General features: G+C 63.6%; 12 protein-coding genes. 8 read left to right on the plus strand and 4 right to left on the minus strand.

All coding sequences use genetic code 11. The features are described from left to right. On the minus strand, positions 1-392 hold a 392-nt coding region (locus GWP04_05555), incomplete at its 3' end, for a hypothetical protein (GenBank protein ID NIA25017.1). A 150-nt stretch (positions 393-542) separates the two neighbouring features. Here GWP04_05555 and GWP04_05560 point away from each other — a divergent pair. From GWP04_05560 to GWP04_05570, 3 genes are all read left to right on the plus strand, one after another. Further along, the gene (locus GWP04_05560) at positions 543-2,261 is read left to right on the plus strand and encodes an NAD+ synthase (protein ID NIA25018.1); all 1,719 of its coding nucleotides are present in this window, start codon (positions 543-545) and stop codon (positions 2,259-2,261) included. A gap of 83 nt (positions 2,262-2,344) precedes the next feature. Beyond that, positions 2,345-3,172 (plus strand): hypothetical protein, encoded by an 828-nt coding sequence (locus GWP04_05565; protein ID NIA25019.1) that lies wholly within the window; start codon positions 2,345-2,347, stop codon positions 3,170-3,172. 42 nt (positions 3,173-3,214) lie between these two features. Continuing rightward, complete coding sequence (locus tag GWP04_05570; GenBank protein NIA25020.1) at positions 3,215-3,694, plus strand: hypothetical protein; 480 nt, start codon at positions 3,215-3,217, stop codon at positions 3,692-3,694. Between the two features lie 440 nt (positions 3,695-4,134). Here the strand turns inward: GWP04_05570 and GWP04_05575 are convergent, their stop codons facing one another. Beyond that, entirely contained in the window at positions 4,135-5,268 is a 1,134-nt protein-coding gene (locus tag GWP04_05575) for a PQQ-binding-like beta-propeller repeat protein (protein ID NIA25021.1), read from the minus strand. Positions 5,269-5,760: 492 nt separating this feature from the next. Between GWP04_05575 and GWP04_05580 the strand changes: the two genes are divergently transcribed. Then, positions 5,761-7,341, plus strand: a complete 1,581-nt coding sequence (locus tag GWP04_05580; GenBank protein NIA25022.1) for a diguanylate cyclase — start codon at positions 5,761-5,763, stop codon at positions 7,339-7,341. Positions 7,342-7,597: 256 nt separating this feature from the next. On the opposite strand, the gene mgtE is transcribed toward GWP04_05580, so the two are convergent. Together mgtE and GWP04_05590 are read right to left on the minus strand one after the other, a co-directional pair. Further along, a complete protein-coding gene (mgtE, locus tag GWP04_05585; protein ID NIA25023.1) occupies positions 7,598-8,977 on the minus strand; it encodes a magnesium transporter in 1,380 nt (459 codons plus the stop codon). A gap of 41 nt (positions 8,978-9,018) precedes the next feature. Beyond that, complete coding sequence (locus GWP04_05590) at positions 9,019-9,498, minus strand: transcription elongation factor GreA (GenBank protein NIA25024.1); 480 nt, start codon at positions 9,496-9,498, stop codon at positions 9,019-9,021. Positions 9,499-9,532: 34 nt separating this feature from the next. Between GWP04_05590 and GWP04_05595 the strand changes: the two genes are divergently transcribed. From GWP04_05595 to GWP04_05610, 4 genes are all read left to right on the plus strand, one after another. Then, complete coding sequence (locus tag GWP04_05595; protein ID NIA25025.1) at positions 9,533-10,414, plus strand: EamA family transporter; 882 nt, start codon at positions 9,533-9,535, stop codon at positions 10,412-10,414. Positions 10,415-10,654: 240 nt separating this feature from the next. After that, the gene (gene selD / locus GWP04_05600; GenBank protein ID NIA25026.1) at positions 10,655-11,638 is read left to right on the plus strand and encodes a selenide, water dikinase SelD; all 984 of its coding nucleotides are present in this window, start codon (positions 10,655-10,657) and stop codon (positions 11,636-11,638) included. Further along, complete coding sequence (locus GWP04_05605; protein NIA25027.1) at positions 11,635-12,786, plus strand: MFS transporter; 1,152 nt, start codon at positions 11,635-11,637, stop codon at positions 12,784-12,786. Before selD ends, GWP04_05605 begins: the two co-directional genes overlap by 4 nt. Positions 12,787-12,816: 30 nt before the next feature. Then, positions 12,817-13,230 carry a ferredoxin gene (locus tag GWP04_05610; GenBank protein ID NIA25028.1) on the plus strand — a complete coding sequence of 138 codons (414 nt, stop codon included), beginning with the start codon at positions 12,817-12,819 and terminating at the stop codon, positions 13,228-13,230. Position 13,231: the final 1 nt, after the last annotated feature.

The raw sequence follows: 13,231 nt of genomic DNA on the forward strand, positions 1-13,231 counted from the left end.
AGCTCGCGACCGACCGTAGGCATGTCCGCCAGACCGAGCAGGTCCCGCACCGCAGTCCGCACCAACCGACCCTGCACAAACCGACGCAACGCACCTTTGTCGAGCGCTTCGGGCGATTCGGCTGGATCGTCACGAAAAGATATCAGCCAGTCGGGGTGAGCGCTCAGCATGGTTGGGATCGCCCTGCTCGCAGCGAAGACGCTGACGAAAGCGGTGCCGAGCTCGGGGTCACTGCCGGCGAGCTCGGCCAAGTCGGCGTTTGCCTCGAGGAAGTTCAGGAGACGTTCGAGTGCTGCATCCGGTTCGTAGGCGCGCCGCAACGGCAGGAGCGGCGTCTCGACATCCGTCCAGCCGACGCCGGCAAGACGCTCCAGTGCGCGTCTGGTGATCATGAACCCGACGATAGAGCGTCGGCTCGCTTCACGGGCCGTATCGGGTATTCGGCCCTTGGTCCCGCCGTCAGTGTTCTGTTCTCGTCTCTGGCAGCCTGACCAGGTACGGCCGGCATTGATGAGAGTGGGGAATCTCCTAGGCTTGCGACCATGACCGACACCCTCCGTGTTGCAGGGGCTCAACTCGACCTCGTCGTGGGGGATCTCGAAGGTAACAGCAGCCGGATCGTCGACGCCATGCGGTGGGCGGAAGGTCAGGATGCAGACATCCTGCTTCTCCCTGAACTGGCTGTTACGGGCTACCCGCCCGAGGATCTGCTGCTCCGACCCGACTTCGTCGATGAGAACCTGCGCACCGTCCGCTCTCTGGCGCATGAAGCAGGCCGGACGGTCACGATCGTCGGTTTCGCCGACCCCGTCGATCCGCCCTCCGACGTCCTCGACGATGCCGTTGTGCGCGTCGTGGCCAACGCGGCGGCAGTGCTGTGCGAAGGGAAGGTCAAGGGTGTCTATCACAAGGTGCTGCTGCCCAACTACGCGGTCTTCGACGAAGACCGCTACTTCCTGAGAGGGCTCGAACCCGACCTGGTTTGGGCGGTATCCGGCGTCGCCGTCGGGGTGTCGATCTGTGAGGACATCTGGGTGCCGGAAGGACCGCCCACGCATCAGGCGGAGGCGGGCGCGCAGATCCTGTTGAACATCAACGCATCGCCCTACCACAAGGACAAGGCGGAAGAACGTTCCTCGCTGCTGTCGGCGCAGGCGGTCCGTTCGGGCGTCCCGGTGGCGTATGTGAACATGGTCGGAGGCCAGGACGAGTTGGTGTTCGAAGGCGACAGCATGATCTTTACCGCCGACGGTGATCTGCTCTATCGCGCTGTGGAGTTCGAGGAAGAGAGGTTTGTCGTCGACGTGCCCCTGCCGGCGCCGAAGACCGTCAACGGTCGCGTCGTGGAGGTCCGCGGTGGGGCGCTGCCCACACGAACACCGCAGCGGCTGCCGGTGAGCCCTGCACGTATCGAACCCGAAGAGGCGGAGATCTACACGGCGCTCACGACGGGGCTGCGGGACTACGTACACAAGAACGGGTTTGAGGATGTCGTATTCGGGTTGTCAGGTGGCATCGACTCGGCACTCGTCGCGGCCATCGCTGCGGACGCGCTTGGTTCCGAACACGTGCGTGGGGTTGCGATGCCCACACGGTTCAGTTCCGAAGGGTCGGTCGCCGACGCAAGCGACCTGGCGGAGCGCCTCGGCATCCGCCTCGACCTGATCGCGATCGACGACATCTTCTCTGCATACCTCGACGCCCTCGGTCCCGTCTTCGAAGGAACCGAGTTCGGCGTTGCCGAGGAGAACCTGCAGGCTCGGATTCGCGGGGCCATCGTGATGGGGATCTCGAACAAGTTCGGGGAGATGGTCGTGGCGACCGGCAACAAATCCGAGATGGCCGTCGGCTACGCCACCCTCTACGGCGACATGGCGGGCGGGTTCGCCGTTCTCAAAGATGTCTTCAAGACGCTCGTGTACCGCCTCGCCGAATGGCGCAATCGAGATCGAGAAGTGATTCCGCGTTCGATCATCACGAAGGCACCATCGGCCGAGCTGCGGCCCGACCAGAAGGACACCGACTCGCTGCCGCCATATGAGATCCTCGATCCGATCTTGGAGCGCTACATCGAACAGGACCTGTCGATTGATGAGATAGCAGGCGACGGGTTCGATCGCGACGTCGTCGTTCGGATCGCCCGCATGGTCGACCGGAACGAGTACAAGCGCCGCCAGGCTGCGCCCGGTGTGCGGATTACGCGAAAGGCGTTCGGCAAGGATCGAAGGCTCCCGATCACGAACCGTTACCGACGCACCTGAGTCGATCTACGTTGCACCCGGTGTTTCTCACCTGGCACCAGGATCCGACCTGATCACAGGCCGCGGTACCTATCCTTGTGGACATGCGCGTACTCATCGACGGACGAGCGGTCGACGCAGCCGACGCTGCGATCTCGGTGTTCGATCATGGCCTGCTGCGGGGTGACGGATGCTTCGAGGCCCTGCGCTCCTACGAAGGATCGCCGTATGCCCTCGGTCCTCACCTGGACCGGCTGGCGGCTAGCGCGGCTCTGCTGAGCATGGATCTGCCGCCGCGCAAGGAATTGGAGAGATGGGTCCGGGCGGTCGCTCGCGACGGAGGGGATTGCACGGTTCGGGTCGTCGCGACGAGAGGAGGCTTCGATCCCGACGCAAACGCGGCCCCACGCGTTGTCGTCCTCTGGGAACCCATCCCGGAGCTTCCCGAGCATCTTTGCGTGCTGCCGCTCCCGGCACCGTGGCATTCCGACGGGGTGACGTCGGAGCTCACGGGAGCGAAGACGCTCTCCTACGCGCCCAACATGGCGGCGAACCGTGCCGCCAGGCTCGCAGGGTTCGACGACGCCCTGCTTCACGGACGTTCGGGTCGGATTCTGGAAGGCCCGACGTTTTCTGTTGCCTGGGTGGTCGACGGTGTGCTGGAGACGCCGTCCCTGGATCTCGGGATCCTCGCCTCGATCACCCGTGGCACGGCCCTTCAAGAGGCTGAGAGCGCCGGCATCGGAGTTCGACAGGGACACTTCGATCTGGATCGTCTCGACGATGCAGACGAGGTGATGGCGCTTTCGACCGTGAAAGAGGTGAAGGCGATCGTACGAGTGGGGGAACGGCGATTCGAGCCGGGTCCGGTCACCGAGCTTCTCGCACGACGCTACCGACACCGCGTGGAAACTGTGCTGACAAACGGCTGACATGCGGTACCGTGGGGTCGAACCGAAGGAAGGAGTGAGCCAGTGCGACGCCTCATCCCCCTTCTCGCGCTTGCGATGATCCTTGCGGCTTGCAGCAAGGGGACAGAACCGGAGCTGACGACGACGACGAGGGCGGCCTCCCCGACGACGGCCGCTACGACCGTCGGCTCCACCACGACCACGACGCAATCGTCCGACGCGACCAGCACCACGTCAGGCAGCCTGCCCGGCTACACGGTCGTGGCGGGAAGTGCAGGCGGCACCCTCGTGGTTCTCCTGGATCCCGGTAACTACAGCGACATCGACATCCGCAACGTCGTCGACGACGCGCTCGAGCGATTCTCCCCGGTCGAACTCCATGTGGTCGACTCTCGAGAGGCAGCCGATCTCGTTCTCGTCGAAGATCCGACGGCGGATCAGCAGAAGGTCCTCGATGCCCATCAGTTTGCCCGGGTCATCGGTGATCAGCTCGAGTTCCTCGGCCCCTACGCATCCTCGGGCTCAGTAACGATCGGATCCTGACTTTCCGGAGACCATCAGGTCGTTGGGGAAGACGCCGTTCCGCGATGTCCGTGTTGGGGATCGAATCGTGTCTGTGTATCTGCATCGGCCTCGGATTGGCATGTGCGCGAGCGAGTTGTCTGCGTGCGAAGAGAAACCCACCATCGAGGATGCCTGTGGGTGGATGCTTGGCCGGATCCTCCGCGTCCGTCATCTGTCCCGACCTTGCCTGCATCCCCCGCCGGTCCCGGCACCCGAGAAAGGTCCGGCGGCGCAGTCATCTTGTGTCTGGGCGATCTTGGGCATTCGGTCCGGGACGAGCAGGTGCCGTCCCTGCCGTGGTCACATCGCCGGAGCCGTCGGCTTGGATGGCGAGGGTGGAGCCTCTCGAGGTGGGGTGTCACGGAACGTGGCACGGTGCTTTCCACCTGAGCCCGTACAACCACCCGCCGAAGACGAATTCAGGCGCAGCCGCGCGGCGGGTCGGTCGAAAGGACAAGGAGTGTGTCGCCAAAACCGACCGGTGAAGTCCAGACGGGATCCCGGGTGACGATGGTCCAGAGCGTTTCTCCGGTCGATGGGTCGACGCGGCGGAGGACGCCCTGATCCGGATCTGCCTCGTTCCCGCCACCAGACCTGTTCTCACCGACGTACAAGGCGCCACCGAGGACCACGGGAATGTCCGCGACTGTCGAATAGCGATCGGCGACGGTGAGGGTCCTCTCCCAGAGGACTGTGCCGTCGGAAGCGAGCACGGCAGAGAGAGTGGTTGAGCGAGTGCCGTGAGTTGTGATGAAAACGTGTCCTTCACTGGATGTTGCTGCCAATCTCATGCCTTGATCGGGTTCGACTTCGAGGTCCCAGGCGACCTTCCCGGTGGCTATCGAGATGGATTCAACGACCCCGGTCTGCGGCCAATGCAGCAGTACCAGCGGGCCGCCAGTAGAGATGGTCTCGGCCGGCATGTGCGGAGCATCTTCACCAACCGCAGGATTCACCAGTTGTACGGCCCAGAGCTGCGCTCCGGTCTCTGCATTCAGACCGACCAGCCGATCTCCGTCCTGGGGCGCGGGGTGCTCCTTGCCTTCAAGGAGGATGTTCAAGCGATCGGCACGGACCGCCACCACGTCTTTCCACAGATCGATCCCGCGGACTGTTACCCCGGATCGGGCATCCCACTCCCAGAGGGCCTCTCCAGTCTCCGGGTCGAGTCGAGAGACGCGACCCTGGAACGCCGGATGGAAGAGTAATCCATCGAGTACGACCGGGTTACTGCCGAAGTCGCCGACCGTGACGTAGTTCCAGAGTTCTTCGCCCGTGTTCACATCGATGGCCCGGACGGTGCCACCGACGTTGACGAAGAGCCGCTCACCATCGAAGGCAGGATCGGCACTCAACTCCCCGTCTGCCTTGTACTTCCAGACTTCTTCTCCTGACGCCGGGTCGAACCGTATCAGCAGGCCGGAATCCCAATCTGCCACCACAACGGAGTTATCGGCCAGGATCCATCGGTCGTTCCCGTGTCGCAATGCCTGCCACAACGGGGCACCGGTGAGCGCGTCAAGCACAACGGCCCCTGTATCGGTCTCGATCATCGCGATTCCATCACTTGCCTGCAATCGACCTGACGACGAGTGCGGCACGTCCACCTGCCAAACGACCTTGCCGGTCTTGATAGACACGGCACTCAGCTGTGCTTGCAGGCGAACGAGCAGTTCCCACGGCCAGACGACCGATGGATCCTGAAACCCTCACCGTCCCCGAGCGTGAACGACCGATCAACGAGGACACACGACACCAACAACACGGCAATCGTAAGAGCGACAGAAGCCCTGGCAAACCTCATCGACTTCATTGTGCCACCTAATCGACCATCGACGCGCACGCGGTCGAATCCGGTCCACCCTCATCCCCACTGTCACCGGTTCTCAACGGCGCAACCGGCGCTCTTTCGAGACCGGCCACGCCGGAACATGGATGTATCTGCCTCAGATCTCCACGCGACCCCGAACGGTAACGGCAGCGGGGGTTTTGGAGGGGCCCCTCAACTTTCGCGCACAGAGTGACGATAAAGGCGTTAGGAGGTAGTGCTGGAACCGAGAGTCCTGCTCGTTGACAGCGACCTGGTGAGCAGAACTGCTTCATCTCGGATACTCGCCGAAGCGGGTATCGAGGTCGTTGGTCATGCCGGGAGTGCCGAAGAGGCACTCCAAGTGGCGCGCATGACCCAGCCCACCGTGGTGGTCGTGGATGCCGGCCTACCGGGTTCGCAGGAACTCGTCGGAAAGCTGCGATCGTCCCTGGAGACCCGGCTGGAAGTCATTGCCGCGAGCGACTTCGGGAATGTCGACGGAATCGGGAAGATGGTCCTTTCGGGTGCTTCCGCCTTCGTCGTCAAGGGGAAGACCTCCGATCTCGTCGCCGCCGTTCGATCCGTCTCTGCTGGATCCGGACTTCTCTCTGCCGAGGCCAGCGCCCCGGTGCTTCGAGAGGTTCGGAAACTGTACGAGAGCGAACGAACCCGCAACGAGCGCCTCGAGAAGGCAGTCCACAGGCTGCAGACACTCTCGGTCACCGATCCACTCACCGGGCTCAAGAACCATGGATTCTTCTTTGATCGTCTCGGAGAGGAACTCGAGCGGGCGCGACGCTACGAACGCCCACTCTCCGTGATCATCGCCGATATCGACGATTTCAAGGCGGTCAACGACATGTACGGGCATGCGGTCGGAGATCGGGTTCTTCGCCTGCTCGGCGAGACATTTGGCCGTCAGCTCCGTGAGGTCGACATTGCCTGTCGAATCGGAGGTGAGGAGTTCGGGTTCGCCTTGCCGGAGACCGACGAGCCGGGAGCAATGCAGGTTGCCGAACGACTGCTCACGTCCGTCGAGCATCTCGACGTTCCAGAGGCGGGCCTCGTCACGCTCAGCATCGGCATCTCCGTGTTTCCAGCCCATGCGGACAATCAGGAGGAGCTGGTCGAATCCGCGGACATGGCTCTCTATCAGGCGAAACACGAAGGCAAGAATTGTGTGCGCGTGGCAGGGCACAGCCTGCTCACGACGGAAGTGACACGCGCGCGCCCTGTGATGGCACCGGTCGTTGACGCACTGATCGGAGTCCTCCGTCTTCGCTCACCCAAGATCTTCGATCAGTCGATGAAGGTCGCCGAAGTCGTCACTTCAATCGGCGGCGAACTCGAACTGAGCGTCGCCCGGACTGGACGTGTGCACTTGGCGGCGATGCTTCACGACGTCGGGATGATCGGCGTCCCGGATTCCATCTTGCTGAAACCCGGTCCGCTCGAGCCTTCGGAGTGGGAGGTCATTCGGCGGCATCCGAACAGCAGCGTCGAATTGATCGCCGGTTCGGTGCACCCCGAGGTGACTCAGGCCGTGCTGACACACCACGAGCGGATGGACGGCTCGGGATACCCGAACGGCGTGGAAGGAGCTTCGATTCCGCTGCTCGGTCGTGTGCTGCACGCCGCCGACGCGTTCGTGGCGATGATCTCGTCTCGTCATCAGAAGGCCGCTGTCACTCCGAAAGAGGCCATCGCGATGATGCACGCCCAGACAGGTACCGATTTCGATCCCAACGTCGTCGATGCCCTCGAGCGGGCGCTCATCGGCTCCGACTACGCTCCGCTGCGCCTCGTGGTGGGATAGAACTCCCAGCGGCCGTGCCCGCCCTACGGTCTTGCACCGCCGCCGGCCGCGGTACGAAATACGAAGTACGAGATACGTGACCGAAGCGAGCCTCCGAGCCCGCTGGGCAATGCATGGCACGCATCTCGACGACTGTGCATCGCCGCTCGCGGCGTTCTCCGCCTTGACGCACCCCGGAGGGTGCGCCTTCGTTGTGCGGCCTTGCGAGCGACGCGCACAGCCGCCGATCCACGCACCGGCATCACTCAGCAGACTCCTACAGCAACAGGCTGGCGACCAAGAGAAAGCCTCCGAAGCCGGTCAGGTCGGTGATCGTCGTCACGAAGAGGTTCGATCCCAGGGCAGGGTCGAATCCGAGTCTGCGAAGGACGAGGGGGAGAGCCGACCCCGCAAGGCCTGCGACGATGAGGTTGGCCAGGACACTGATAAAGATGACGAGACCGATGTGCGGGTCCTGCAGGAGGGCTGCGGCAATCAGCCCCGAGAGCGTTGCAGTCAGGAACCCATTGGAGAACCCGAGGGCGAGTTCTCTGGTGATGACGCGGACGGTTCTGTTGGGGGAGATATCGCGCGTCGCGAGGCCGCGAATCACGACCGCGAGGCTCATCGCACCGCTGTCGCCGCCGATCCGGGCGACGAGCGGCATCAACGAGGCCAGCAGTGGAGCAGCGGCGATCTGAGTCTGGAAAGTGGCGACGACCAGCGACACCGTGCCCGAGAGGGCCAAATCGAAGAACAACCAGGGCATCCGCATGCGGATCGAACGCCGGACGGGCGTGAAGACAGTCTCTTCTCCACCGGCACCCATCGCAACCGCGAAGTCCTCGCCGGCTTCCTGCTCGACGGCGTCGATGACCTCGTCGACCGTGACTATCCCGAGGAGCCGGTCGTCGAAGTCGACGACCGGGACGCTGAAGAGGTTGTATCGCCGGGTGAGCTCGGCCACTTGCTCACGGTCTGTCAGTGGGGTCACTTTGACAGGGTTGTGGACCATCACCTCGTCGAGGCCGTCACCAGGCCGGGCGAACACGAGTTCGCGAAATGACAGGACACCGACGAGGCGACCGAGGTCGTCGACCACATATACATACGAGAGATCCTCGATTTCCTCATGCAGTTGGCGGATGCGTTCGATCGCTTCTCCTGCGGTGAGCCCGACGGGCAGCGTCGCAACGCGCAGTGTCATCAGACCGCCGGCAGAGTCGGGCGGATAGGAGAGGAGGTGACGGATCGCCTCGGAGGATTTCTCGGAGACGGCCGACAGGATGCGCTCCTTGTGTTCCGGCTCGAGTGCACCGATCAGGTCTGCCGCTTCAGCCGGTGGCATGGCCTCGATGAGCGAGGCTGCTCTGATCGCGGTGACCTCTTCGAGAACGTCGGCAGCCAGGTCATCCTGCATCTCTTCGAGAATGTCCGCAGCTTCGGGCGGAAGGAGATTGCGAATCAGATCGGCGGCTGCTTCGTCGCCGAGTTCCTCGAGGATGTCCGCTGCGTCGTGAGGGTCGGCTTGAGCGAGTTCGGCCCACTCGTCGGTGTGCGAGTCGAGATAGGCCTCAACTTCCTCAGGCTTCTTTCGGGCGCGCGTAGCGAGCCGTTGCGCGAGTTCGCGTGGGCGCGGCAATCGCTTCTTCTCCATGGGTCCTCCGGGCCGCCGCTCAGGCTACCTGGTGGTGCCGCTCAGTCGCCATCGAACGGACGGATTCCTGCGACGACGACCGTGAAGACGCCGCCGGGCGCCTCATAGGAGATATCATCACCGACGGCAGCGCCCAGGAGCGCTGTACCGAGAGGGCCACCGGGAGAGGCGAGGAATACTCCGGGAATCTTGTTCTCCGGCGTTGCGATGAAGTACTCGGTTTGGTCGCCGTCTTCGTCGACGACGGTGACCAGCGAGCCGATCTCCACCTTGTCGGTGGCTCCGACTTCATGAACCTCGGCGTGGTCGAGGATCTGGCGGATTTTTCGGATCCGGGCCTCCATCATCCCCTGCTCGTTCTTGGCGGCGTCATAGTCTGCGTTCTCTCTGATGTCCCCGTGAGAGCGCGCTTCCGCGATGCGTTCCGAAGCGTCGAGGCGGCCTTCACCTTCGAGGTGGTGCAGTTCGTCGAGGAGCTTGCGGTGAGCCGCCGGCGTGAGCCAGATTGTTTCGCCCGTCATGGCCGGGCAGCATAGCGAGATGCAAACGGTACCGATGAGGCGCTCTGCGCTTTGGTTTGCGCTCTCCGCCGCCCTGCTGTGGGGTGTGAGCGGCACCGTTGCGGCAGATGTGTTCGACAAGGTGCCGCCTCCTCGTGTCGCGGAGGTGCGGGCTCTTGTGGCGGCACTGTTCCTCGTTCCGTATGCGGGCTTACGAGGACGGCTCCGGACCGACGGCAACGGATGGTGGCTGATCCTGTTCGGGCTCACTCTCGCAGCGGTGCATGTCACGTACTACTGGGCCATCGACGGTCTGGGCGTCGGCCCGGGCGTGACCGTGCAGTTCTTGGCTCCGATCGTCGTGCTCATCTGGATGCGCTTCGCGAAGCGTCACCACGTTGCTTTCGGTGTCTGGGTCGCGGCCGTTGGAGCCGTCGGTGGCCTGGTGATGGTGACACGTGCCTGGGAGGCCATCTCGGTGAACGGGTGGGCGCTTGGAGCCGGACTTGCATCCGCGCTCACGTTCGCGACGTACCTGCTGATGGGGGAATGGCTTGGGCACCGCATCGGTGCGGTCACGACGCTCACCTACGGATTTGTCGTCGCGGCCGTGTTCTGGCTTGTGGTCCAGCCGCTGTGGACGTTCCCTCGGGGCCTGGAGGCAAAGGATATCTCCGAGCTCGTCTGGGTTGGCCTTGGAGGCACCATGGTCCCGTTTCTGCTGGAGATGGCGGCGCTCCGAAGAGCTGCCGCAGCCGTGGTGGGCCTGGTTGCGACGGTTGAGCCGGTCATCGCCGCCGTGACGGCGTGGATTCTCCTGAGTCAGGCCTTGACGTTGGTGCAGATCGTTGGTGGGGCCGCCGTGCTCGGCGCGGTCCTGCTGGTTCAGCGCCAGGGGGTTGCCGAGATCGAGGCTCCGATGCAGCCGGGACGATGAATGCCGGCGACGAGTTTTCAGTTGTCAGTCATCGGTCATCAGTCATCGGTAAGACACGCGACCACCCGTAGTTCGTAACTGTCGACCGGCTGTTGACTGACGACCGACTGTTGACTGACGACCGGCTGACGGCTGCCGGCTGTCTGCCAGACTGACGGCCTAGGGAGGTGACACGTGACGGAGAAACTGACTGCCTTCTCGCACGGCAGCGGCTGAGCATGCAAGCTCGGTCCTGACGAGCTGGCGCAGGTCCTGCGCCGATTGCACAACCACCCGGTGACCTTCCATCCGGACCTGGTCGTCGGGTTGCATCTGGCCGATGACGCCGGCGTGTTTCGCATGTCCGACGGCACGCTGTTGCTGCAGACCGTCGACTATTTCACGCCCGTCGTCGACGACGCCTTCGACTGGGGGCGCATCGCCGCGTCCAACGCGCTGTCCGACATCTACGCCATGGGCGGGACTCCGCTCACCGCCATGCAGATCATCGGCTGGCCTCGGAAGGGGCTGTCCTTCGACGTCCTCGACGAGGTGATCGCCGGCGGGGCCGAGATTCTGCAGCAGGCGGGGTGCGTCCTCATTGGGGGGCATTCGGTCGATGATCCCGAGCCCAAGTATGGGTTCGCGGTGAGTGGTACCGTCGAAGAGAAGAACCTCGTGATGAATCGAGGGGCGCAGCCCGGCGATGCGCTCCTGCTGACCAAGCCGTTGGGCACCGGTGTGATCGCTACCGCGCTCAAGGCTGGCCGTGCTCCGGAGGATGTCGTATCCCGGGCCGTTGCCACGATGGTGACGCTCAACGACGGCGCGGCGAAGGCGATGAACCGTGTTGGCGTCCATGCAGGCACCGATGTGACCGGCTTCGGACTACTGGGACACCTTTCCGAGATGCTCATGGCATCGAAGGTGGGGGCAAGGATCCGCGTCGCCGACGTTCCATTGATGGACGGACTTTGGCCGTTGGCCGAGGCGGGCTTGTTCTCCGCCGGGAGTGCCAGGAATCTGCGTGCCGTTCGTCCGACGGTGGTGGCCGAAGGGGTCGACGACACGAGTATCCGGATTCTCGCCGACGCCCAAACGAGCGGCGGGCTGCTCGTGGCAGTTCCGCCCGAGCATCTCGACGCGATGCTCGACGCTCTTGTCGAGGAGCGCACGCCGGTCGCGGCCGTGGTCGGGGAGATCATCGAGGACGACTGCGCATCGATCGTGGTGACCGGGTCTTGAACCGAGAATCGCTGCAGGGTCATCAGGAATGGGTGCTGGCGATTGCAGTAGGGCTGGTGATGACGGGTGCGAGTCTCGTCGCGCCGATCCTGCCCCTTTACGCCCTCGAGTTCGGTGTCAGCTACACGGCGGCCGGGGCCCTCATCACCGGATTCGCCGTGGCAAGGCTGTCGTTCGACATGATCGGTGGTGTGGCCGGCGATCGGTTCGGCGCCCGTCGCGTCACGATGAGTGGTGCGTTGCTCATCGCGGTCGCCGGTGTCACTGCAGCGCTGGCACCCACGTATTGGGTGCTGCTCCTGTCCCGATTCATCGAAGGCGTTGGATCGGCGCTGTTCGCCACATCGGCGTTCCAGTTCCTCGTGCAGATCACCGAGCGGTCCCGGCTCGGTCGCGCAACGGCGCTCTACCAGACCGGAATGCTGGTGGGCTTTGCCATCGGTCCGTTCGCCGGCGGCTACCTCGCCGAACTCGGCGACTTCAGGACGCCGTTCTGGGCGTACGCGGCGTTCGGAGTGCTGGTTGCCGCCATCTCCAGGATCTTCATCACCGATATCCCCTCTTCTGGGAGGACGATCGGGGAGGTGTTTCGTGCCGCAGGCAGTCTTCTGCGCAAGCGTGAGATTCGTGTCCTGGCGTTGGTTGCGTTCTCGCTGTTCATCATGCGGTCCGGAGCACGGATCACCCTGTTCCCTCTCTACGGCAACAAGGTCGTTGGCCTGGACCTCGATCGGCATGATTCTCAGTGTGTCGGCCATCACCAACCTGTTCGTCGTCAACTTCGCAGGGCGGATGGTCGACAGGATCGGGAGGAAGCCCGTTGCGATTCTGGGGTTGGTCCTGTCGGCGCTCGCGACGGCGGCCTACGGGCTGTTCGGCACGTTTGTCTCTTTGATGATCGTTTCGGCGTTTTTCGGGATCGCCTCGGGGATCGCTTCGATTCCGCCGCCGACGATGGTCGGCGACCTCGCTCCCGAAGGGCTCGAGGGATCCGCAGTCGGCTTGTACAGAATGGCGGGCGACCTGGGGTTTGTCGTCGGCCCCCTCTTGGTGGGGGCGATCGCCGACACCGGAGCGTTCTCCGTTGGTTTCGCGGTCAGTGGCGCGATACTGCTGGTGGCCGCCGGTGCGATGCTCACCATCGGTGAGACCGGTAGGAAGCTCGGAAAGGTTTCGTCGTGACGAGACTCGACAAGATCGCAGGGGCGCTCTCGATCGGAGGATTGCAGCGGCACATCTTTCTCTGTGCGCAGCAGGCCATGCCTCGCTGCTCGACCTTCAAAGAGAGCGCCGACGTATGGCGCTCTCTGAAGAAACGACTCAAGGAACTCGACCTTGCCGGCGCTCCCGCTTCGTGGCGTGGTGACCTCAGTGTCGAACCCGATACTCCTCGGGGCCCCGGCACGGTATTGCGCTCGAAGGTTGACTGCTTTCGCATCTGTGAGCAGGGGCCGATCGCCGTCGTCTACCCGGAGGGAACCTGGTATCGGTCCGTCACGGTCGAGGTGATGGAGCGCATCGTCACCGAGCATCTAATCGGCGGCGTTCCAGTGGAGGAGTTCGTATTCGCGACCGATCGACTGGAAGGGTGAC

It is taken from the genome of Gammaproteobacteria bacterium, from assembly GCA_011682695.1.
Taxonomy (GTDB): Bacteria; Actinomycetota; Acidimicrobiia; order Spongiisociales; family UBA4744; genus BMS3Bbin01.